We start from the raw sequence: 21899 nt of genomic DNA on the forward strand, positions 1-21899 counted from the left end.
ACACCCGCGGCGGCGGGCGTCAGGGGAGGGGGCGGCGCAGCGCGTCCAGGCGACGACGCCAGGCATCGAGCCGGCCCGGCTCCGCGGCGAGCGCCGGTCCGCCGACCCACGAGGTCGCCAGGCGCGCGCCGTGCAGGGCGTTCACGACCCAGACCTCGCGGCCGTCGAGCGACTCCGGCTCCGTCGGGGCCTCCAGCACGTCGACGCCGAGGGCGCCCGCGAGCACCGAGATCGTGCGGGCGGTGACGCTGCGCACCCGGGGGCTCGTGGGCGGGGGGACGACGAGGGTGTCGCCGAGCCACCACAGCACCGCGCTGGTCGCGCCGTCGAGGATCGCGCCGTCGGCGTCGAGGATTACGGCCTCGTCGGCTCCGTTCGCGATCGCCCGCTGCCTGAGCAGCGCGAGCCGGGCGATGTCGGGTCCCTTCCACTCCGGCACGCGCCGCGGATCCACGGGACTCGTCCACAGCACGACCGAGCGGGTGCGCGGCGGTGCCGGTCGCAGGCGCAGGTGCAGTCCGGCGGAGTCGAGCTCGACGCGGGGGAAGTGGTCGCCGATGCGGGGGAGCGCGGCGACGGAGGCATCGAAGAACGCGCCCGCGTCGTCCGGTCCGCCCGCCGCCCGGACGGCGTCGAGGAAGCGCTCGCGGTGCAGCTCCAGTCCGCGCACGCGGCCGTCCGAGACGAGCCACGAGTCGGCGGCCAGCAGCGCCGCCGTGCCGGGCTCGCGGGGGGAGGCGAGCTCCCGCCCGTCCCAGTGCCGCACCTGCTCGCCGTCCACGACGGCCTACGCTAGCCCAGTGGTCGGCGCCCTGCTCCCCGGAGACCTGCACGAGGTCGTCCTGCCGTGGGTCGACCCCGAGCGGGCGTTCCTCGCCCTCTACCGCGAGGTGGAGGCCGCCTTCTGGCTCGACTCCGGCCCCGACGCGGTCGCGGGTCGCTCCTACCTCGGGTCCTGCCGCCCCTCCGATGCGATCGTCGTCGAGGCCGGCCGCGACGTGTCCGCGGCACTCGCCCGCGTGGAGGCGGAGTCGAGCGGTCGCGACCGCGCGCTCGGTCGCTACGGCCACCTCTCCTACGAGGCGGGCGCGCCCTTCGTGTCTCTGCCCGCCGTCGGAGCGACCGAGGGCGATCCGCCCGCGCTGGTCCTGCTCCGCGGCGACCCCGTGCTCGAGTTCGACCACGCCGCCCGCACGCTGCGCGTCGTGGCGTCAGCGGACAGACGGGAGGAGGCGGACCGCCTGGTCGCGGCCCTGGCGGCGCTCGCCGACGAGCCGCTGGGGGATCCCGCTCCCGCCGAGCCCGTCGCCTCCGTGCGCCGCCGGCACGACCGAGCCGCCTACTCCGCTCTCATCGCGCGCTGCCAGGCCGCGATCCGCGCGGGCGACGCCTACCAGCTCTGCCTCACGAACGAGGTCGTCGTGGAGGGACGCTTCGACCCGGTCGAGTGCTACCGGCGCCTGCGCCGCTCGAGCCCCAGCCACCACGGCGGGCTGATCCGCTTCGGAGGCCGGGCGCTCGTGAGCGCGTCGCCCGAGCGCTTCCTGACGCGCGAGGCGGGCGGGCGCGCGGCCACGCATCCGATCAAGGGGACCCGGCCCCGTGGCCGCGACGCCGCGGAGGACGAGGCCCTGCGCGCCGAGCTGCTGGCGAGCGTCAAGGAGCGGGCCGAGAACGTCATGATCGTCGATCTGGTCCGCAACGACCTCGCGCGCATCGCCGAGCCGGGCTCCGTCCGCGTCGACCGGCTGCTGGAGGTCGAGACCTACCCGCACGTGCACCAGCTCGTCAGCGAGGTGTCGGCGCTGCCCGCGGAGGGGATCGGCGTCGCCGCCCTGATCGCCGCGACGTTCCCGGCCGGCTCGATGACGGGGGCGCCGAAGCGGCGGGCCGTGGAACTCCTCCGCGAGTGGGAGGGCGGACCGCGCGGTGTCTACTCCGGAGCCTTCGGCCGCCTCGGCTCGGACGGCTCGATCGACCTCGCCATGACCATCCGGAGCCTCGTCATCGAGCCCGAGTGCGCCCGCCTCGGCACCGGCGGCGGCATCACCGCCCTCTCGGTGCCCGAGGAGGAGGTCGAGGAGACGCTGCTCAAGGCGCGGGCCCTGCTCGCCGTGCTCGGAGTGCCCCGCGAGGTCGCGGAGGATTCGTCGCCCGGTCGCTGAGGGCCAGTAGGGTTGTTCGTCGGACGCCGCCCCCGACGGGCGCTGCGCGTCCGATCCCACCCTGATGAAGTAGGACACACCTGTGGCAGACGAGACCTCCCAGCAGACCGGCGCGAACGACGAGGACCGCTACGATTTCCGCGCACTGCAAGAGAAGTGGCTCCCGATCTGGGAGGAGACCCGTCCGTTCTCGACGGACCTCCCCGACGACAAGCGCCCCCGCAAGTACGTGCTCGACATGTTCCCGTACCCCTCCGGCGACCTGCACATGGGCCACGCTGAGGCGTACGCGCTAGGCGACGTCATCGCGCGCTACTGGCGCCAGCAGGGCTTCAACGTGCTCCACCCGATCGGCTGGGACAGCTTCGGCCTGCCCGCCGAGAACGCCGCGATCAAGCGCGGACTGAACCCCCGCACCTGGACCTACGACAACATCGAGCAGCAGAAGCGCTCGATGAAGCGCTACGCCGCCTCCTTCGACTGGGACCGCGTCATCCACACGTCCGACCCGGACTACTACAAGTGGAACCAGTGGCTGTTCCTGAAGATGTACGAGAAGGGCCTGGCCTACCGCAAGGACAGCTGGGTCAACTGGGACCCGGTGGACCAGACGGTCCTCGCGAACGAGCAGGTCCTCGCCGACGGCACGTCCGAGCGCTCGGGCGCCGTCGTGGTGAAGAAGAAGCTCACGCAGTGGTACTTCAAGATCACCGACTACGCCGACCGCCTGCTCGACGACCTGAACCAGCTCGAGGGCTCCTGGCCGTCGAAGGTCATCGCGATGCAGCGCAACTGGATCGGCCGCTCCATCGGCGCCGACGTCGAGTTCGAGATCGAGGGCCGCGACGAGCGCGTCACGGTGTTCACGACGCGTCCCGACACCCTGTACGGGGCGACGTTCATGGTCGTCGCCCCCGATTCCGATCTCGCCACCGAGCTGGTCGAGGGATCCGAGCCGGAGCTGCGCGACGCGTTCCGCTCGTACCTCGAGAAGGTGCAGAAGTCGAGCGAGATCGAGCGCCTCACCGCCGACCGCCCCAAGACCGGCGTGTTCCTGGGCCGCTACGCGATCAACCCGGTGAACGGCGAGCGCCTGCCGATCTGGGCCGCCGACTACGTGCTGTCCGACTACGGCCACGGCGCGGTCATGGCCGTGCCCGCGCACGACCAGCGCGACCTCGACTTCGCCCGCGCCTTCGACCTGCCGGTCCGCGTCGTCGTCGACACCTCCGCGCCCGTCACCGGTGCGATCCCCGTGATCCCCGAGGACCCGGAGGAGCTCGCCGCTCTCGAGGCGCGCTACTCGGCCGACCCCGCGATCACCGGCGAGGCGCTGACCGGCGACGGCCGCCTGATGAACTCCGGCCCGCTCGACGGCCTCTCCAAGCGCACCGCCATCGAGCGCGTGATCAAGCTGCTCGAGGAGCGCGGCCGCGGCCGCTCGGCGAAGAACTACCGCCTGCGCGACTGGCTGATCTCTCGCCAGCGCTACTGGGGCACGCCCATCCCGATCATCCACGGCGAGAACGGCGAGCTGATCCCCGTTCCCGAGGACCAGCTGCCGGTGGTGCTCCCGCCGACCGAGGGCCTCGACCTGCAGCCCAAGGGCTCGTCGCCGCTGGGCGCGGCGGAGGACTGGGTCAACGTGCCGAACCCGGTCGACGGCAGCCCCGCGCGCCGCGACCCGGACACGATGGACACGTTCGTCGACTCCTCCTGGTACTTCCTCCGCTTCCTGTCGCCGAACGACGACACGCAGGCGTTCGATCCGAAGCTCGCCGAGAAGTGGGCGCCCGTCGACCAGTACGTCGGAGGCGTGACCCACGCGATCCTGCACCTGCTGTACGCGCGGTTCATCACCAAGGTGCTCTTCGACCTCGGCTACGTGTCCTTCACCGAGCCGTTCACGGCGCTGCTCAACCAGGGCATGGTGCAGATGGACGGCGCCGCGATGTCGAAGTCCAAGGGCAACATCGTGCGCCTGTCGGAGCAGCTCGACGAGTACGGCGTGGACGCGGTGCGTCTGACCATGGCGTTCGCCGGCCCGCCCGAGGACGACATCGACTGGGCCGACGTCTCGCCGTCGGGCAGCGCGAAGTTCCTCGCGCGCGCCTGGCGCCTCGCGAAGGACGTCACCTCGAAGCCCGACATCGAGTGGAAGAACGGCGACGCGGCGCTCCGCCGCCAGACGCACCGCTTCCTCTCGGAGTCGCCGTCGCTGATCGAGGCCTTCAAGTTCAACGTCGTCGTCGCGCGCCTGATGGAGCTCGTCAACGCGACCCGCAAGACGATCGACTCGGGTGCCGGAGGCGGCGACGCCGCCGTGCGCGAGGCCGCCGAGGTCATCGCGATGGCGCTCAACCTGTTCGCGCCCTACACGGCCGAGGACATGTGGAGCCGCCTGGGCTACCAGGGCCCCGTCGCGCACGTCGTCTGGCGCAAGGCCGACCCGACGCTGCTCGTCGAGGAGAAGGTCACCGCGATCCTCCAGGTCGACGGCAAGGTCCGCGACCGCCTCGAGGTGTCGCCCAAGATCTCCTCTGACGAGCTCGAGGAGAAGGCGCGGGCCACGGCGGGCGTCGCGCGAGCCCTGCAGGGCCGCGAGGTCGTCAAGGCGATCGTGCGGGCGCCGCGCCTGGTGAACCTGGTGACGAAGGCCGTCTAACCCGTCCTCTCGAAGGGGCTCCTCCACAGCGGAGGAGCCCCTTCGTCGTCCACGGATCGTCGCGGTGCCGCCTCTCCGGGCGGTGTCGCGCTCCTACCGTTCTCGGATGCAGACGAGCGACGGGACCGACGACCTCGCCCTCCTGCTGCGCCCGCGGCGCCCCCGGGCACGCTGGCGGATGGGGATGGGCGCCGCCGTCGTGCTCGTCCTCGCGGCGGCCGTGATCGCCGTGCTCCTGGCCGGGGCTCAGGCGAGCGGCAGGAGCCGCGTGCTGCCGGTGGCGTCGTCCGCCGCTTCCGTGCCGCCCTCCGCGGCCGCCACCGTCGGTCCCCCGACGCTGTACGTGCACGTCGCGGGGGAGGTGGTCGCTCCGGGGCTGTACCTGATGAAGGAGGGAGCCCGCGTCGCGGACGCGCTCGCGGCGGCCGGAGGGCTGACCGAGGCGGCGGAGAGCGACGCGGTGAACCTCGCACGACGGATCGTCGACGGCGAGCAGCTGATCGTGCCCGAGGTCGGTGCGGCTCCCGCGCCCGGAGCGGTGCCTGATGCCGTCGCCGGCTCGGGGCCGATCAGCCTCAGCACGGCGACGGCCGCCCAGCTCGAGGAGCTGCCCGAGGTGGGCCCGGCGACCGCGGCGAAGATCATCTCCTACCGCGAGGCGAACGGTCCCTTCGCCTCCGTCGATCAGCTGCTCGAAGTCCCGGGGATCGGCGAGAAGACGCTCGAGGGCTTCCGCGACCGGGTGGCGCCGTGAGGGCGGCGGACCTGCGGCTGCTCCCGGTGGCCGTGCTGACCTGGACGGCCGCCGCGCTCAGCGGACTGCTTCCGGTCTCGGTCGTGCTCACGGCCGGCCCGGGGGTCCTGCTCGCGGCCTGGGCCGCCGTGGCCCTCCTCCTCGTGCTCCTCGTCCTCCTCCCGGGTCGCCGGGCGCTCCTCGCCGTCCTCGCGGTCCCGGCGGCGGGAGCGGCCCTCGCGATCACCGCGGTCGTCCTCTCGGCGCCGGGGGCGCATCCGGAGCCGCTCGTGCAGGCGGCCGAGCGGCGCACCCGGATCGCACTCGAGGTCAGAGTCGAGACCGCGGCGCGCCCGCTCGCGACGGGCGGCGTGTGGTTCGACGCCGTCGCGCTCTCGATCGATCACGAGGACGTCGCCGCGCCGGTGAGGGTCTTCCTGGCGGACCCCGGCGCGCGCGTCCCGGTCGGCTCCGATCTGCTGCTGGAGGCGCGGGCCGACGGCGGACCCCGGGACCCCGTGGGAGAGCGCACACTCGTCACGGCGTCCGGGATCCTCGACCGGAGCGCGCCGACGGGGATCGCCGCCGTCGCGGAAGTGCTGCGCTCGAGCTTCCTCGAGCGCACGGCTGTCCTCGGCGGTGATGTGGCGGGTCTGCTGCCCGGGCTCGCGACGGGTGACACGACCGCGCTCACCGCAGACCTCGAGGAGGACATGCGGACGGCCTCGCTCACCCACCTGACCGCGGTCTCCGGCGCGAACTGCGCGGTCGTGGTCGTCGCCGGCTGGCTGCTGGCGTCGCTCCTCGGCGTGAACCGCCTCCTCCGCACCCTCAGCGCCCTGCTCGCCCTCGCCGCCTTCGTCGTCCTCGTCACCCCCGAGCCGAGCGTCGTCCGGGCGGCCACGATGGCGACCGTCGTGCTGCTGGCCCGTCTGGGGAGGCGGTCGGGAGCCGCGGTGCCGGCGCTGCTCGCGAGCGTCGTCCTGCTCGTGATCGCCGATCCGGCCATCGCGGGGAAGCTCGGCTTCGTGCTGTCGGTGCTGGCCACCGCCGGTCTGCTGCTGCTCGCGGAGCCGATCGCGCGCCGACTCGGCGAGGTGCTGCCCCGGCCCCTCGCGCTGGTGCTCGCCGTGCCGACGGCCGCCCAGCTCGCCTGCCAGCCCGTCGTGCTGCTGGTGGATCCCACCGTCCCCGTCTACGGCGTCCTGGCGAACCTGCTCGCCGAGCCGGCGGCTCCGCTCGCGACGGGGCTGGGACTGATCGGGTGCCTGCTGGCGCCGTGGTGGCCGTGGGGGGCCGATGCGGCCATCCGCTTCGCCGCGGTGCCGACCTGGTGGATCGCGTCGATCGCCCGCGCGGTGTCGAGCTGGCCGATGCCCCGGCTCGCCTGGTGGCCCGGGCTCGCCGGGGTGCTCGCCCTCACCGTGCTGACCGTCCTCGCTCTGCTCCTGCTGACGCGGACGCGTCGCCTCGCCGTGCTGCGCCGCGCGGTCGCGGCTGTGCTCGCCGCCCTGCTCGCGGGCACGGCGGCGACCGGAGTGGCCACGCCGCTGCTGCGCTCCGGGTCCGTTCCCCAGGACTGGCGGGTCGCGATGTGCGACGTGGGCCAGGGCGACGCGATCCTCCTCCGGGGCGACGGGGGAGTGCTGCTGGTCGACACGGGGCCGCTCCCGGAGCGTCTCGACGCCTGCCTCTCGTTGCTCGGGGTCGACCGGATCGCCCTGCTCGTGCTGACGCACTACGACCTCGACCACGTCGGCGGGCTCGAGGCCGCGGCTCACCGGGTCGACTCCGCGCTCGTCGGTCCCTCCGCCGAGATGGGCGACGAGCGCGACCGGAGCGTCCTCCGCGACGCGGGGGCGGAGGTGCGCGAGACGGAGCGGGGCGAGGAGGGCGTCCTGGGATCGCTCCGCTGGCGGGTCCTCTGGCCCGAGCAGGGCAGCTCGCTGCGGGGGAACGCGGCCAGCGTGACCCTGCGCGTCGACATCGGCCCCGACTCGGTCGGCGGGCCTCTCTCGATCGCCCTGCTGGGCGACCTGGGCGCGGAGGAGCAGGGGCGCCTCGCGCGGCTGTCGATCGGACCCGTCGACGTGGTCAAGGTCGCGCACCACGGCTCGGCGGATCAGGCGCCCGCCCTCTACGACGCACTCGACGCCGGTGCCGGCCTCGTCTCCGTCGGTGCCGACAACGACTACGGGCATCCGGCGCCGTCGCTGCTGTCCCTCCTCGCCGAGCGCGGGGTCGAGGCGCTGAGGTCGGATGTCGAGGGTACGGTCGTCCTGGCCTCGCGCGGCGACGGGATCGCGGTGTGGGCGAGCGGTCCGACGGCCGTTCCCGCCGCCTCGGGCGGGCACGGGCAGACCGTAGGGTGGAGGGCGCTCGATCGGGCGGGCGACGGAAGGACGACGGCATGGCAGGCAGAGCCCCCACGCGCGCGAAGGCGGCGCCCTCGAAGGCGGCGATCCCGCAGCTCGCCTGGAACGAGACGAGGCCCGCCCCCGTCGTCCTGATCACCGGACCCGAGCAGTTCCTCGCCGATCGCGCGCTGCGCTTCCTCCGCGACTTCCTCCGCGCCGAGGATCCGAGTCTCGAGGTCAGCGACATCGACGCCGGCGGCTACGCGCCCGGCGAGCTCCTCACGCTCGCGAGCCCGTCCCTGTTCGACGAGCCGCGGCTGCTGCGCGTCTCGAACGTCGAGAAGTGCACCGATGCCTTCCTGATCGAGGCGGTGGAGTACCTGTCGTCGCCCGCCGACGGAGCGACCGTGGTGCTGCGGCACGGCGGCGGCAACCGCGGCAAGAAGCTCCTCGACGCGATCCGCTCGGGCGAGGGCGGCGGCATCGAGATCGTCTGCGCCGAGCTCAAGCGCGAGAGCGACAAGGTCGACTTCGCCGTCGCCGAGTTCCGCTCCGCCGGCCGCACGGCGACGACCGGCGCGGTCCGCGCCCTGGTGTCGGCGTTCTCGGACGACCTCGACGAGCTCGCCTCCGCGTGCCAGCAGCTGATCTCGGACGCCTCGGGCGAGATCACCGAGGCCACCGTCGCCAAGTACTACGGCGGCCGCGTCGAGACGACCGCGTTCACCGTCGCCGATGCCGCGATCGCGGGGCGGCACGGAGAGGCGTTGCTGGGCCTGCGCCATGCGCTGGCGTCCGGAGCGGATCCCGTGCCGATCGTCGCCGCCTTCGCGAGCAAGCTCCGCACCATGGCGAAGGTCGCCGGCTCCCGCGAGGGCTCCGGCCAGATCGCTTCGCGCCTCGGCCTCGCTCCCTGGCAGGTCGACCGCGCCCGCCGGGACCTGCAGGGCTGGACCGGCGACGGCCTGGGCACCGCCATCGAGACCGTCGCCGACGCCGACGCGAACGTCAAGGGCGGCGGCCGCGACCCCGTCTACGCCCTCGAGCGCATGGTCTCCGTCATCTCCGCCCGCGGGCTGCACCCCTGACGGGGGTCTCGGGGTCTCGGTACGCCCCTGCGGGGCTACTCGACCACCGGGTACGGAGGGCGCGGCCCGGCGAGGCGCTGCTCCGTCCCCCTTCCCTCGCTGATCGAGTGGTCCGCAAGGCGGACGTATCGAGATCCCCGTCCTCCGGAAGCAGCAGCGGCACCACCGTCACCGGACGGTGAACCCCCTGGACGGAGGCATCACCCCACGCCCCCGCAGGCCCACCCGAACCGCGCAGCGGGAGCCCTCCTCGTCGTCCGCATCACCCCACGCCCTCGCAGGCTTACTCGACCCGCGCAGCGGGAGCCCTCCTCAACCAGCCCGCGTCCCCGCAGCGTCACCCTCGATCCGCGTGCGAGCGGATCGAGGTACGCGGAACGCAGCACGCTCCTCCCACCGCAACCACTCCGGGAAGCCGACCGCGCGACGAGCGACGAGGAACGAGGAGCTCGTCGACCGCGAAGCGGAAACGACGAAGGGCCCGGCCATCGGCCGGACCCTTCGTCGTTGCAGCGAAGCGCAGTATTACAGCGCCGCGACCTGCTTCGCGATGGCCGACTTGCGGTTCGCGGCCTGGTTCTTGTGGATGACGCCCTTGCTGGCGGCCTTGTCGAGCTTCTTGGCGGCGAACGCGAGGGCGGTCGCGGCCTGGGCGGCGTCGCCGGAGGCGATGGCGGTGTGCACCGAGCGGACGGCGGTCTTGAGCTGGCTCTTGACGGCCTTGTTGCGCTCGTTCGCCTTCTTGTTGGTGAGGTTGCGCTTGATCTGCGACTTGATGTTTGCCACGTGGATTACCTTTTCTCGAATGTGCGTGTGTGCAGCCGGCTACTCGTCGGAGTGCCCCTTCCGGGCGGCGCGGGCCGTCCCGGTGCGACTGGAGGTCGCCGGCTTCTGATCACTCCACACACGTGCCGGTGGTGGAGCGCAAGCCAACAAGGAACTTTAGCGCACCCGTCCTCCCTCTTCAACCGCGCCCCGCCGGGTCGAAGCGGGCGGGAACGCGCTCGGGCGATACGGTGATCAGCGATGCCACGTCTCGCCGATCACATCCCCGCGGTGCCGCCGTCCGGCATCCGCCGCCTCTTCGAGATCGCCCTCCGCCTCGAGGGCGTCACGTTCCTCTGCGTCGGCGAGCCCGACGTGCCGACCGCGCCGCACATCATCGAGGCCGCTCGTGCCGCGTGGGCGGCCGACGACACGGACTACGGCCCCAACGGAGGCATTCCCGAGCTGCGGCGCGCGATCGTCGACAAGCTCGCCCGCGACAACGGCATCCGCGCGGACGTCGAGCAGGTCTGGCTCACCGTCGGCGGCACGCAGGCGCTCTACCAGGCGATGACGCTGACGCTCCGCGCGGGCGACGAGGTCCTCGTCCCGGATCCGGGCTACACCACGTTCACCATGAACGCGCGGATGATCGAGGCCGTCCCTGTGCCGTACACGCTCCGTCCCGAGAACGGCTTCTTCCCCGATCTCGACGAGCTCGAGCGCATCGTCACCGATCGCACGCGCGTGATCATCGTGAACAGCCCGTCGAATCCGCTCGGCGTCGTGCTCCCGCGCCCGCTGCTCGAGCGCCTCCTCGACTTCGCGCGCCGGCACGACCTGTGGATCATCAGCGACGAGGTCTACGAGTACTTCACCTACGGACGCCCGCACACGAGCCTCGCGAGCATCGCGCAGGAGCTGGGCCACGACGACGACCGCGTCTTCAGCGTCTTCTCGTTCTCGAAGTCGTACGCGATGACCGGCGTGCGCGTCGGCTACCTCGTCACCCCGCCCGGGATGACCTCGACGATGGTCACCGTGCAGGAGGCGGCGATCAGCTGCGTCGCCTCTCCCGACCAGCGCGCGGCCCTCGCCGCCCTGACCGGTCCGCAGGAGGCGGTGGCGGAGGCGTCCGCGCACTACCTCGCGAACCTGCGGCTCGCCACGGCGATCCTCGACGAGCGCGGGATCCGCTTCCGCGAGCCCGAGGGCGCCTTCTACCTCTGGATCGACATGTCGCACGCCACCGGCGGCGACGTCGCCTCGTGGGTCGAGTCGTTCCTCCTCGAGACGCTCGTCGCCGTCGCTCCGGGCAGCGCCTTCGGCCGCGCGGGCGAGGGCTGGATCCGGATCTGCCTCGCGGCGGATCCGGCCGACATCGAGCACGGCCTGCGCACGCTGCCGGCTCCGGTCCGCCCGTGAGCGCGGACGGGATCCTCGTGCGCCGCGTGCGCGAGGACGAGCACGCGGAGGTGTCGCGGCTCCGTCTCGCCGCGTACGCCCACGACTACGAGCTGGGGGAGGAGTACGCGGCGGATGTCGCGGACGTCGCCCGGCACGACCGCGAGGGCGAGGTCTGGGTCGCCGAGGACCGCGACGGCCGGATCCTCGCGACCGTCACGACGGCGGCTCCCGGAGCCAACCTGTACTCCCTGGGCCGCCCCGGCGAGCTCGACTGGCGGCTGCTCGCGGTCGCCCCGGAGGTGCGCGGGCGCGGCCTCGGGCGCCTGCTCACCGAGTTCGTGGTGATGCTCGCGACCGAGCGCGGCCTCGAGCGCGTCGTGATGAACAGCGGGACCGACATGGTCGCCGCGCACGCCCTCTACGAGAGCATGGGCTTCGTCCGCCTGGCCGAGCGCGAGAACCCGCTGGGCGTCGAGCCGACGCGCACCTACGGCCTCGACCTGTAGACCACCGAGGGGTCCCTCCGCGGCCCCCGCCCGCCGCCGCACCCCGGCCGTGGGACAATGGCCCCACGATGTCTCCACGTGCACACCTCGGGCTCGAGCCCGCCGCGACCGATCCGGCGTCCATCCGCAACTTCTGCATCATCGCCCACATCGATCACGGCAAGTCCACCCTCGCCGATCGCATGCTCGGCATCACGGGCGTGGTCGAGGACCGGGCGATGCGCGCGCAGTACCTCGATCGGATGGACATCGAGCGCGAGCGCGGCATCACCATCAAGTCGCAGGCCGTGCGCATGCCGTGGGAGCACGAGGGCCGGACCTTCGCCCTCAACATGATCGACACCCCCGGGCACGTCGACTTCTCGTACGAGGTGAGCCGCTCGCTGGCCGCCTGCGAGGGCGCGATCCTCCTGGTCGACGCCGCGCAGGGCATCGAGGCGCAGACCCTCGCGAACCTCTACCTCGCGCTCGAGAACGACCTCACGATCATCCCGGTCCTGAACAAGATCGACCTCCCCGCCGCCGACCCGGACAAGTACGCGAAGGAGCTCGCGAGCCTCATCGGCGGCGATCCCGACGACGTGCTGCGCGTCTCGGGCAAGACGGGCATGGGGGTCGAGGCCCTCCTCGACCGCGTCACACAGCTCATCCCGCCGCCCGTCGGCGACGCCGACGCCCCCGCGCGCGCCATGATCTTCGACTCGGTCTACGACGCCTACCGCGGAGTCGTCACCTACGTCCGCATGATCGACGGCAAGCTCTCGCCGCGCGAGAAGATCCAGATGATGTCGACCCGGGCGACGCACGAGATCCTCGAGATCGGCGTCTCCAGCCCCGAGCCGGTCGCCACGAAGGGCCTCGCGGTCGGCGAGGTCGGCTACCTGATCACCGGAGTGAAGGACGTCCGCCAGTCGAAGGTCGGCGACACGGTCACGACCGCGGCCAAGCCGGCGACGCAGGCGCTTCCCGGCTACACCGAGCCGCTCCCCATGGTCTTCTCGGGCCTCTACCCGATCGACGGCAGCGACTACCCCGATCTCCGCGAGGCCCTCGACAAGCTCAAGCTGTCGGACGCGGCGCTCGTCTACGAGCCCGAGACCTCCGTCGCGCTGGGCTTCGGCTTCCGCTGCGGCTTCCTGGGGCTGCTGCACCTCGAGATCGTGACCGAGCGCCTGGATCGCGAGTTCGGCCTCGACCTCATCACCACGGCGCCCTCCGTCATCTACGAGGTGACCACGGAGGACAAGAAGACCGTCACCGTGACCAACCCGAGCGAGTTCCCCGGCGGCAAGATCGCCTCGGTCACCGAGCCGATCGTCAAGGCCGCGATCCTCGCGCCGAAGGACTACGTCGGCACGATCATGGAGCTGTGCCAGAGCCGGCGCGGCACCCTGATCGGCATGGAGTACCTCGGCGAGGACCGGGTCGAGATCCGCTACCACATGCCGCTCGGCGAGATCGTCTTCGACTTCTTCGACAACCTCAAGTCCAAGACGGCCGGCTACGCGTCGCTCGACTACGAGCCGGCGGGCGATCAGGAGGCCGACCTCGTCAAGGTCGACATCCTGCTCCAGGGCGAGCAGGTCGACGCGTTCAGCGCGATCGTGCACCGTGAGAAGGCCTACGCCTACGGCGTCCTCATGACCGGACGCCTGCGGAAGCTCATCCCGCGTCAGCAGTTCGAGGTCCCCATCCAGGCCGCGATCGGCGCCCGGATCATCGCGCGCGAGTCGATCAGCGCGATGCGCAAGGACGTCCTGGCCAAGTGCTACGGCGGTGACATCACCCGCAAGCGCAAGCTCCTCGAGAAGCAGAAGGAGGGCAAGAAGCGCATGAAGATGGTGGGCCGCGTCGAGGTGCCGCAGGAGGCGTTCATCGCCGCGCTCTCGGGCGACGTCGAGACCAAGGACAAGAAGTAGGGCTGCAGCCGCGCCTGTGTGACGTCCCCGGACGGGGGACGTTGCGGCCGTACCGGATACCCCGATAGCTTTCAGACGCCAGACGCGGCTGCAGGTCATCTGCACGGGGGGCTCGAGCGTCGATGGTCGGCCCTTCATCGATTCAACGGAGGGTGGGGACCGTGCAGCTCACGCGCGCGCAAGTCTCGAACAGGAACAGAGTGCGAGCGGCAGTAGCGCTCGCCGGAGTCGCGGCAGTGGCGGCGAGCACGCTCGCCGCGGCAGGACCGGCGGCCGCGATCAACCGGACGGTGCCGGTCTCGCCGTCGCCGTACGTGTGGTCGGACACGTACAAGTACTCGACTGCGCAGGTGGAGGCCGTGTCAGGGGACGCGACGACGCTCGACATCGTCCTGCCGTCGACCGCGAAGCCCGCAGCGTTCACCGAGTGGTCGCACCCCGCCTACGAGACCATCGGATGGCAGATCGAGAACGGCGACGGCATACTCCTCAGTGGCGAGTCCACTCTGGATGCGACGACGAACTCGATCACTCTGGCCCTGGCTCAGCCGCTGGGCTCCTTCGGCCTGCCCGGGGCCAAGATCTCCCTCGTCGACGCGGTCCGCCCCGCCACGGACGCCGTCACTCCGCAGGGAGCCGCCACGAACACCGGCTTCATCCTCGACATCGACACCTTCGTGAGCGTCGGGGCACCCGGTGCGGGAGCCGACAACGTCATCGACCTGTCGACCTCCACCGCCGCTACGAAGGTCAACGGCGGCATCTTCTGGGCGGGCGGAGGACGCCTGTCTCCCGTCGCCTCGGGTGACGCACTCGTGCTCGAATCCGGAGTCCCCGGGTTCTTCGACCTGCAGGGCGCCGGTGCGAAGGTGGGGATCGGGGCCAACCCCGACATCACGGCGCCGTTCACGGTGGACAGCGACGCGTCGGCGATCTCGGTCACGCCTCCGCAGGCCTTCTTCGACCGCTACGCCGGCCAGGTCGGCACCACGCCCGACGCCGGCCCCTCCGTCGTGATCACGGGTGTGAGCAAGGGCGACGAGCAGCCTGCAGGCTCCGTCGTGCGCGTGAAGGCCCCCCTCACCGTCGACGGCACCCCGGTCACCCCGCCGCCCGCCGGCGGCCCGACCGTCACCCGCCTCGCCGGCACCGACCGCCAGGGAACGGCCGTCGAGGTCTCCAAGTCGGTCTTCCGGACCCCCGGCGTCCCGGTCGTCTACATCGCCACCGGCTCGAACTTCCCCGACGCCCTCAGCGCCGGCCCGGCGGCGGCGAAGCAGGGCGGACCGCTCCTGCTCGTCGACACCGACTCGGTGAGCAAGGTCGTCACGGATGAGCTGACGCGCCTCGCGCCGAAGAACATCGTCGTGGTCGGCTCCGCGCTCAGCGTCAGCGACCGCCTCCTCGGCCAGCTCTCCGCCTACGCGCCGGCCGGCAAGACCGTGCGCATCGGCGGAGTGGACCGCTACGACACGTCCCGTCAGCTCATCTCGCGGGTCTTCTCCGGCGGATCGTCCGACGCGTGGCTCGCCACGGGTGAGAAGTTCCCCGACGCCCTGAGCGCCAGCGCGGCGGCCGGCTCGTCCGACGCCCCGGTGGTCCTCGTCAACGGCGGACTGCCGTCGGCCGACGTGACGACGCAGCGGATCGTCTCGGGCCTGCGCGTGTCCGATCTGACCATCGCGGGCAGCGCGCTGTCGGTCAGCACCGGCATCGAGAACTCGCTGACCGTGGCGAACAAGACCCGCATCGGCGGAACGGACCGCTACGACACGTCGGAGCAGCTCAACCGCGCCGCCTTCGGCAAGGCCAAGACGGCCTTCTTCGCGACCGGTGAGAAGTTCCCCGACGCACTCGCGGGTGCGGCTGCGGCGGGCTACGCCAACGCGCCCCTGTTCGCCGTCCGCCCGGACTGCGTGCCCCAGGCCGTCCTGAACGACCTGAAGAACGCGGGAACGACGCGGGTCGTCCTGCTCGGCGGTGAGGGCACCCTGTCCGACGCCGTCGCGAAGCTCACGCCCTGCGCCTGAGTCGACTCCCCGGAGCCCGGGTCCTCCCTGCCGACGGCAGGAGGGCCCGGGCTCTTCCCGTGCACCGGGCCCACCCGGCACACTGTCGGATACGCTGGGTCAAATGGACGGACATGCCCGCGGGACGGGATCGGCGATGCTGACGGACTCGAGGACCTCACCTCTCGGCGAGGACGCACCGGCGACGGAGGCCGCGAAGTGAGCGTCCGGCGCTCGAGCTTCGAGGGGCAGCCGCAGGTCACCTACGCGGCCGTCGGCGGCACCCTCGCCCCCGACCTGCTCGAGTACCCGCCGGACGGCTTCACCGCCGAGCGGTTCGAGGCCCGCCTGGGCTCGGGCGACGAGCGCTTCGCCATCACGACCGCGTCGCTCATGACGTGGGGCGTGCAGCGCGGCAGCGGCATCCGCGTCGAGGACATCACCACCGGCAGCGGCGTGCAGTACACCGGCGTCAACTTCGACTCGGCCGGCACCCCCATCGACCTCACGAGCCGCCCCACGGAGGAGCGGTTCGGCCCGGACGGCACCCCTTACATCACCGCCGGCGTCACCGCCGTGCTCAAGATCGACCTCCTCGGCCGGACCTTCGACGCTCCCGTCCGCGTCGTCTACGTCGTCGACGAGCCCGACCAGGTCGGCTTCGCCTACGGCACGCTCGAGGGGCACCCCGAGAGCGGCGAGGAGTCGTTCGTGGTCGAGAAGCGGGCCGACGACTCCGTCTGGCTCGTGATCCGCGTCTTCTCGCGTCCTTCCACCCGCCTCTACCGGCTCGGCACGCCCGTGCTGCGCGCGGTGCAGAAGAGGCAGGTCAAGAAGTACCTGCGCGCCCTGCTCCCGGCGCGCGTCAGCTGACGTGGGCAGCGCCCTCCCTCTCGCCGATCCCGCTCCGCTCGACGGGCTCCTGCCCGCCTCCGTCGCCGCGGGCGCGGACCAGCGCGACCTCGGCCTGTACGTCCACGTCCCGTTCTGCCGGGTGCGCTGCGGCTACTGCGACTTCAACACCTACACCGCGACCGAGCTGCGCGGAGCGAAGCAGTCGGACTACGCCGAGCAGGCCGTCGCCGAGATGACGCTCGGCGCCGAGGTGCTCCGGCGTGCCGGGCTCCCCGAGCGGCCCGCCGCCACGGTCTTCTTCGGCGGAGGGACGCCCACGCTCCTCCCGGCCGAGGACCTCGTCCGCATGCTCGACGGGCTGCGCTCACGCTTCGGCATCGCCGAGGGCGCCGAGATCACGACGGAGGCGAACCCCGACTCCGTCGACGACGCCTATCTGCGCACGCTCGCCGACGCGGGATTCACGCGGGTCAGCTTCGGGATGCAGTCGGCCGTGCCGCACGTGCTCGCGACCCTCGAGCGCACGCACGACCCCGAGCGCGTCCCGCTGGTGGTCGAGTGGGCGCGCGAGGCGGGCCTGCAGGTGAGCCTCGACCTCATCTACGGCACGCCGGGGGAGTCGCTCGCCGACTGGGAGCGATCGCTCGACTCCGCCCTCGCGAACCGTCCCGACCATCTCTCGGCGTACGCGCTGATCGTCGAGGACGGGACGAAGCTCGCCCGTCAGATCCGCCGCGGCGAGGTCGCGACCCCCGACGACGACCTGACGGCCGACATGTACGAGCTGGCGGATGCCCGACTCGCGAGCGCGGGCTACTCCTGGTACGAGGTGAGCAACTGGGCGATCGACGACGCGCACCGGTCGCGGCACAACCTGTCCTACTGGCTCGGGCACGACTGGTGGGGCGTCGGTCCGGGCGCGCACAGCCACGTGGGCGGCGTGCGCTGGTGGAACGTGAAGCACCCGGCGGCGTACGCGGATCGGCTGCGCGCGGGGTCCTCTCCGGCGGCCGGCCGGGAGACGCTCGACGAGGCGACGCGCGGAGTCGAGGACGTGCTGCTGCGCTCGCGCCTGTCGGACGGGCTGCCGATCGACTCGATCGATCCGGAGCGCCGCCGAGAGGTCGCGGGCCTCATCGCCGACGGGCTGATCGAGGGTCGTGCGGCGCTGCACGGCCGCGTGGTGCTCACGCTGCGCGGCCGCCTGCTGGCCGACGCCGTCGTGCGGCGCCTGACCGACGGCTGAGCGGGATCCAGCCGCCCGCTGGTCGAGCAGCCCGCGAAGCGGGCGTATCGAGACCGGCCCCTGCAGGGGACGTGGGTCTCGATACGCCGCCTCCGGCGGCTACCCGACCAGCAGGGAGGGTTCCCCGACTCCCTCTACTTGAAGAACGGGATGCTCAGCGGGTACGTGTAGTACTCGCCGGCGCTCGCGCGCACCGAGGCGATGATCGCGAAGACGATCACGAGGATCGGCACCACGAGGAACACGATGAAGCCCACCAGCACGAACGACAGGATCGTGCCCGCGACGTAGGCGATCAGCGTCGTGAGGTGGAAGTTCAGCGCGGTCTTCGCGTGCGCCTCCAGGAACGGCCCGCGGCCCTTGAAGACCAGGTACACGATCAGCGACGGGATGAAGCTGAAGAAGATGCCGAGGACGTGGGTGACGATCGCCCAGGTCTTCTCATCGGCCGGGTTCAGCGGCGGCGCGGGAGTGCTGTAGGCGGGGGGCGGGGGAGGGGGCGGCGTGGTCGACATGTGGGCTCCTGATTCCGACGTGATCGCGCCGGGCGACCCCGTGCGCACGGCGTCCATCGTGGCACGTCGTGCGGCGCGCTGTCCCGCCACCGCGCGGATCGCGGTCGGACCCCTCCGCGGCCCTGCTCGCGGGTATGATTGGCACTCGGAGTTGCGGAGTGCCAAGCTCCGAGCGGCGCGACGGCGCCGCGGTGGTCCGTGCCGCGAGGCACGCGGAGCTCGGCGGGAGGTCGGTCGTATGGTGACGGAGCGCGGTCTCCAGGTCCTGCGCGTGATCGTGCAGGACTACGTGGCCCATCGCGAGCCCGTGGGCTCGAAGTCGATCGTCGAGCGGCACGCCTTCGGCGTCTCGGCGGCGACCATCCGGAACGAGATGGCGCAGCTCGAGGAGGAGGAGCTCATCGCGGCTCCCCACACCTCCTCCGGACGCGTGCCGACCGACAAGGGCTACCGCCTCTTCGTCGATCGGCTCACCGATCTGCGCCCGCTCACCGCGGCGCAGCGCCAGGCCATCGAGACCTTCCTCGGGCAGAGCCCCGATCTCGACGAGGTACTCGTGAAGACCGTGCGGCTGCTCTCGCAGCTCACGAACAGCGTCGCCCTCGTGCAGTACCCCTCGTTCGGAGCCGCGCGGATCCGCCACGTGGAGCTCGTCGCCCTCGCGCCGCGCCGGCTGCTCTCGGTGCTCATCACCGACACCGGCCGGGTGGACCAGCGCGTCCTCGAGACCCCCGCCGACATCGACGACGAGTTCCTCGGCGAGATCCGCGCCAAGCTGAACACGGCCGTCCTGGGCCTCGGGCTCCAGGCCGCCGCCGAGACCCTGCAGTCGGCCGCCGAGCGCTTCACGCCCGAGCGGCGCGACGTCCTGGCGCCGATCCTGCAGACCCTGCTCGAGCAGGTCGGCGCCAACCGCCAGGACCGCCTGGTGATGGCCGGCGCGGCCAACCTCGTCCGCACCGAGGAGGACTTCTCGGGCAGCATCTACCCGGTGCTCGAGGCGATCGAGGAGCAGGTGGAGCTGCTGCGCCTGTTCGCCGAGATGGTCCCGGATCCGCGCGGCATCTCGGTGCGCATCGGCCGCGAGAACGCGCCGTTCGGCCTCCAGGAGACGTCCGTCCTCACCAGCGGCTACAACACCGCCGGCGGCCAGGTCTCGCGCCTGGGGGTCCTCGGACCGATCAGGATGGACTACTCCGGCAACATCGCCGCGGTGCGCGCCGTCGCCCGCTACCTCTCCCGCCTCCTCGGCGAGGACTAGCCCGCTCTTCCCGACTCGCCGGTCGCCCCGGCTCCCATCAGGTCCGCCGTGCCCGGTGCACCGACCCACGAACGAAGGACGAAGCCACCTGTGGCCGATCACTACGAAGTGCTGGGCGTCGCCCGCGACGCCTCCGCCGACGAGATCAAGAAGGCGTACCGCCGACTCGCCCGCGAGCTCCACCCCGACGTCAACCCGAGCGCCGACGCGTCCGAGCGCTTCAAGCTCGTCACGCACGCCTACGACGTCCTGAGCGACGCGCAGCAGCGCCAGCAGTACGACCGCGGACCCCAGGAGGGCTTCCCCGGCGGCGCGCAGGGCTTCGGCGGGTTCGGGGACATCTTCGAGACGTTCTTCGGCCAGGGTGCGCAGGGCTCGTCCCGCGGGCCCCGCTCCCGTCGCGAGCGCGGCCAGGACGCGCTGCTGCGCGTCGAGGTGTCGCTCGACGAGGTCATCTTCGGCACGCACCGCGACCTCGAGGTCGACACGGCGGTGCTCTGCGAGACCTGCCAGGGCTCGTGCTGCCAGCCCGGCACCTCGCCGGTCACCTGCGACATCTGCCACGGCTCCGGCCAGATCCAGCGCACCGTCCGCTCGCTGCTGGGCAACGTGATGACGGCCAGCCCCTGCGGTACGTGCCGCGGCTACGGCACCGTCATCGCCACCCCGTGCTCGACCTGCCAGGGTCAGGGTCGCGTGCGCGCGCGCCGCACGATCCCCGTCGACGTCCCCGCGGGCGTCGACACGGGCCTTCGCCTGCAGATGCCCGGCAGCGGCGAGGTCGGCCCGGCCGGCGGGCCCAACGGCGATCTCTACCTCGAGATCAAGGTCAAGCACCACGACGTCTTCAGCCGCAACGGCGACGACCTGCTCGCCACCCTCGAGGTGCAGATGACGGATGCGATCCTCGGCTCCACGACGACGCTCGCGGCGCTCGACGGCGACATCGAGATCGAGATCAAGCCCGGCACGCAGAGCACCGAGATCGTCACGATCAAGGGGCGCGGAGTGACCAAGCTGCGCGGCAACGGCCGCGGCGACCTGCGCGTGGGCATCCAGGTCGTGACTCCGACCAAGCTCGGGCACCGCGAGCGCGAGCTCGTGCAGGAGTTCGCGAAGCACTACAAGCCGCAGAAGCCCGCGCTGACCCACTTCCAGCAGGGCCTCTTCTCGAAGCTCCGCGACCGCTTCCTCGGCTGATCGGAGCGCGGTCGTGGCCCACCACTACATCGACGAGTCGCTCGACTCCGGCGACGTCGTCGTCGGCGGCCGGCTCGCGCTGACCGGCGCGGAGGCGCGTCACGCCGCGACGGTGAGCCGGATCCGCGCCGGGGAGACGATCCGCGTCGGAGACGGGCGCGGCCGCGTCGCCACGGCCGTCGTCGAGAGCTCGGAGCCGTCGAGGGTGGTGCTCGTCGTCGAGTCCGTGGAGGAGGCGGCCCCGCCGTCGCCGAGGCTCGTGCTCGTGCAGGCCCTCGCGAAGGGCGACCGGGACGAGCTCGCGGTGCAGGCCGCGACCGAGCTGGGCGTCGACGAGGTCGTGCCGTGGCAGGCCGCCCGCTCGATCTCGCGCTGGAGCGGCCCCAAGGAGGAGAAGGGCCGCGAGCGCTGGCGCAGCATCGTCCGCGAGGCGAGCAAGCAGTCGCTCCGGGCCAGGGTGCCCGAGGTCTCGCCGCTCGCGTCGACGCGTGCGCTCGCCGACCGCGCGGCGACCGACCGCGTCCTCGTGCTGGAGCCCTCGGCCGAGGTCCGGCTGTCGGCGATCGAGCCCGACGGCCGCGATCTCGTGCTCGTCGTGGGTCCGGAGGGCGGCGTCGCTCCGGAGGAGCTGCGGCTGCTCGCGGAGGCGGGCGCCGAGGCCGTCGCGCTCGGCGACACCGTGCTGCGCACCTCCACCGCCGGCCCCGCGGCCATCGCAGTGCTCTCGGCGCGACTGGGCCGCTGGTAGCCGGAGCGCGCGCTGACGGCGAACGGGGCCCCGTTCGGGGCCGCACGCCGTTTAAGATGAAGGCATGAGCGAACCCACCGTCTTCACGCGCATCGTCCGGGGCGAGATCCCCGCCGACGTGGTGTTCGAGAACGAGCGGGTTCTCGCCATCACCGACATCGCGCCGAAAGCGCCGGTCCACCTCCTGATCTTCCCCAAGAGCCAGGAGTACGCGACCGTCGCCGAGCTCGGCGCCGCCGATCCGGCCCTCCTCGCAGAGTTGGTGCAGGTCGCGCAGACCCTGGCCGATTCCCACTGCGGCGGGCAGTTCCGCCTCGTCTTCAACTCGGGCGAAGCGGCCGGCCAGACCGTGTTCCACGTCCACGCCCACGTCCTGGGCGGACACCTGACGGAAGGCTCCCTTGCCACCGGTTGACCACGCGGGCGACGAGCCCGTCCCTCCGACCACCGCCGAGTCGCT

Annotated in this window: 18 protein-coding genes; 15 read left to right on the forward strand and 3 right to left on the reverse strand. The window is 72.2% G+C overall.

What is annotated here, in order from left to right; translation table 11 throughout:
• Positions 1-19: 19 nt before the first annotated feature.
• Positions 20-781 (reverse strand): aminotransferase class IV, encoded by a 762-nt coding sequence (locus ASF46_RS07010; protein ID WP_157602290.1) that lies wholly within the window; start codon positions 779-781, stop codon positions 20-22.
• Positions 782-800: 19 nt separating this feature from the next.
• Here ASF46_RS07010 and ASF46_RS07015 point away from each other — a divergent pair, with 19 nt between their 5' ends.
• The 5 genes from ASF46_RS07015 (at position 801) to holA (ending at position 9008) form a co-directional block, all read left to right on the forward strand.
• A complete protein-coding gene (locus ASF46_RS07015; RefSeq protein ID WP_157602293.1) occupies positions 801-2165 on the forward strand; it encodes an anthranilate synthase component I family protein in 1365 nt (454 codons plus the stop codon).
• An 82-nt stretch (positions 2166-2247) separates the two neighbouring features.
• Positions 2248-4830 carry a leucine--tRNA ligase gene (gene leuS, locus ASF46_RS07020; protein ID WP_056866915.1) on the forward strand — a complete coding sequence of 861 codons (2583 nt, stop codon included), beginning with the start codon at positions 2248-2250 and terminating at the stop codon, positions 4828-4830.
• A 106-nt stretch (positions 4831-4936) separates the two neighbouring features.
• Entirely contained in the window at positions 4937-5584 is a 648-nt protein-coding gene (locus ASF46_RS07025) for a ComEA family DNA-binding protein (RefSeq protein WP_056866916.1), read from the forward strand.
• On the forward strand, positions 5581-8073 hold the full coding sequence (locus ASF46_RS07030) for a ComEC/Rec2 family competence protein (RefSeq protein ID WP_056866917.1): 2493 nt from the start codon (positions 5581-5583) through the stop codon (positions 8071-8073). The genes ASF46_RS07025 and ASF46_RS07030 overlap by 4 nt, the downstream gene beginning before the upstream one ends.
• Positions 7974-9008, forward strand: coding sequence for a DNA polymerase III subunit delta (gene holA / locus ASF46_RS07035; RefSeq protein WP_056866918.1), 1035 nt, complete (start codon positions 7974-7976; stop codon positions 9006-9008). The genes ASF46_RS07030 and holA overlap by 100 nt, the downstream gene beginning before the upstream one ends.
• 525 nt (positions 9009-9533) lie before the next feature.
• Here holA and rpsT read toward each other — a convergent pair.
• On the reverse strand, positions 9534-9794 hold the full coding sequence (gene rpsT, locus ASF46_RS07040; RefSeq protein WP_055792923.1) for a 30S ribosomal protein S20: 261 nt from the start codon (positions 9792-9794) through the stop codon (positions 9534-9536).
• Positions 9795-10034: 240 nt separating this feature from the next.
• Here rpsT and ASF46_RS07045 point away from each other — a divergent pair, with 240 nt between their 5' ends.
• The 6 genes from ASF46_RS07045 (at position 10035) to hemW (ending at position 17715) form a co-directional block, all read left to right on the forward strand.
• Positions 10035-11198 carry a pyridoxal phosphate-dependent aminotransferase gene (locus ASF46_RS07045; protein ID WP_056866919.1) on the forward strand — a complete coding sequence of 388 codons (1164 nt, stop codon included), beginning with the start codon at positions 10035-10037 and terminating at the stop codon, positions 11196-11198.
• Complete coding sequence (locus tag ASF46_RS07050) at positions 11195-11686, forward strand: GNAT family N-acetyltransferase (RefSeq protein WP_056866920.1); 492 nt, start codon at positions 11195-11197, stop codon at positions 11684-11686. The genes ASF46_RS07045 and ASF46_RS07050 overlap by 4 nt, the downstream gene beginning before the upstream one ends.
• A gap of 68 nt (positions 11687-11754) precedes the next feature.
• The gene (gene lepA / locus ASF46_RS07055; protein WP_055792916.1) at positions 11755-13605 is read left to right on the forward strand and encodes a translation elongation factor 4; all 1851 of its coding nucleotides are present in this window, start codon (positions 11755-11757) and stop codon (positions 13603-13605) included.
• Positions 13606-13805: 200 nt separating this feature from the next.
• Positions 13806-15635, forward strand: a complete 1830-nt coding sequence (locus ASF46_RS07060) for a cell wall-binding repeat-containing protein (RefSeq protein WP_162240166.1) — start codon at positions 13806-13808, stop codon at positions 15633-15635.
• A gap of 198 nt (positions 15636-15833) precedes the next feature.
• Positions 15834-16487 (forward strand): DUF1990 family protein, encoded by a 654-nt coding sequence (locus ASF46_RS07065; RefSeq protein ID WP_056866922.1) that lies wholly within the window; start codon positions 15834-15836, stop codon positions 16485-16487.
• 1 nt (position 16488) lies between these two features.
• The gene (gene hemW / locus ASF46_RS07070) at positions 16489-17715 is read left to right on the forward strand and encodes a radical SAM family heme chaperone HemW (RefSeq protein ID WP_056866923.1); all 1227 of its coding nucleotides are present in this window, start codon (positions 16489-16491) and stop codon (positions 17713-17715) included.
• A gap of 134 nt (positions 17716-17849) precedes the next feature.
• Here the strand turns inward: hemW and ASF46_RS07075 are convergent, their stop codons facing one another.
• Entirely contained in the window at positions 17850-18230 is a 381-nt protein-coding gene (locus tag ASF46_RS07075) for a DUF4870 domain-containing protein (protein ID WP_055792903.1), read from the reverse strand.
• 238 nt (positions 18231-18468) lie between these two features.
• On the opposite strand from ASF46_RS07075, the gene hrcA reads away from it, so the two are divergent.
• The 4 genes from hrcA (at position 18469) to ASF46_RS07095 (ending at position 21854) form a co-directional block, all read left to right on the forward strand.
• The gene (gene hrcA, locus ASF46_RS07080) at positions 18469-19491 is read left to right on the forward strand and encodes a heat-inducible transcriptional repressor HrcA (protein WP_055792900.1); all 1023 of its coding nucleotides are present in this window, start codon (positions 18469-18471) and stop codon (positions 19489-19491) included.
• Between the two features lie 90 nt (positions 19492-19581).
• Entirely contained in the window at positions 19582-20691 is a 1110-nt protein-coding gene (gene dnaJ / locus ASF46_RS07085) for a molecular chaperone DnaJ (RefSeq protein ID WP_055792897.1), read from the forward strand.
• A 13-nt stretch (positions 20692-20704) separates the two neighbouring features.
• Entirely contained in the window at positions 20705-21439 is a 735-nt protein-coding gene (locus tag ASF46_RS07090; RefSeq protein WP_056866924.1) for a 16S rRNA (uracil(1498)-N(3))-methyltransferase, read from the forward strand.
• 64 nt (positions 21440-21503) lie between these two features.
• Positions 21504-21854, forward strand: a complete 351-nt coding sequence (locus ASF46_RS07095; RefSeq protein ID WP_056866925.1) for an HIT domain-containing protein — start codon at positions 21504-21506, stop codon at positions 21852-21854.
• Positions 21855-21899 lie beyond the last annotated feature (45 nt).

This window comes from Rathayibacter sp. Leaf296 (assembly GCF_001423045.1).
In the GTDB taxonomy this organism is placed as follows: domain Bacteria; phylum Actinomycetota; class Actinomycetes; order Actinomycetales; family Microbacteriaceae; genus Rathayibacter; species Rathayibacter caricis.